Below are 853 nucleotides of genomic sequence, written 5' to 3' on the forward strand. Positions count from 1 at the left end.
CTTCGCCTTGGCAGAACTGGACTTGAAGCGCCAGGATTCATTGCCCGTTTCGACGATGTGGCAGTGATGGGTGACGCGGTCCAGCAGCGCCGTCGTCATCTTTGCGTCCCCGAACACGGTCGCCCACTCGCCGAAGCTGAGGTTGGTGGTGATCACGACACTCGTGTGTTCATACAGCTTCGAGAGCAAGTGGAACAGCAATGCGCCACCGGTCTGGCTGAACGGCAGGTAGCCCAGTTCGTCGAGGATTACCAGGTCGACGTACATCAGCCTATGGGCGATCTGGCCTTGTTTGCCAATGGACTTCTCCTGCTCCAGTGCGTTGGTCAGCTCGACGGTCGAGAAGTAGCGCACGCGCTTGCCGTGGCGCTGCACGGCCTCAATTCCGATCGCTGAGGCGAGGTGCGTTTTGCCGGTGCCGGGGCCACCGATGAACACGACGTTGTGTGCGCTTGCGAGGAACGACAGGTCACTGAGTTCTCGAACCAGCGCTTCGTCGACGTGCGCCTGCGCGAAGTCGAAGCCCTTCAGGTCGCGGTGAGCCGGGAAGCGAGCGGCGGTCATCTGATAGGCGATCGAGCGCACCTGTCGCTCCGCCGTCTCAGCCATCAGCAGCTGCTTCATGAAGCGCTCCGGGTCGAACTCCGTGTGACGCGACTGCGCCAGCAGCTCTGGCCAGGTGCTCGCCATGCCATGCAGTTTGAGCCCCTTGAGTTGGGCGGCGATGTCGTTAGACATGACGGTCCTCCGGTGGGTTGGCGCGCAGGGTTTCGTAGCGGCTCACGTCGGCAGCCGGCTCTTCGGTAAGCTGGAGTTTCGTCGTCGCGAGGTTGGTACTCGTGGTGGGCGCCTT

At 62.3% G+C, this 853-nt stretch carries 1 protein-coding gene; it reads right to left on the reverse strand.

The features are described from left to right. Nucleotides 1-738 (reverse strand): IS21-like element helper ATPase IstB (gene istB / locus C3Y15_RS31480; protein WP_124260319.1); only part of this gene is annotated, 738 nt, incomplete at its 3' end. Nucleotides 739-853 lie beyond the last annotated feature (115 nt).

Origin of the sequence: Burkholderia sp. B10 (genome assembly GCF_004368385.1) — a bacterium.
Taxonomy (GTDB): Bacteria; Pseudomonadota; Gammaproteobacteria; order Burkholderiales; family Burkholderiaceae; genus Burkholderia; species Burkholderia vietnamiensis.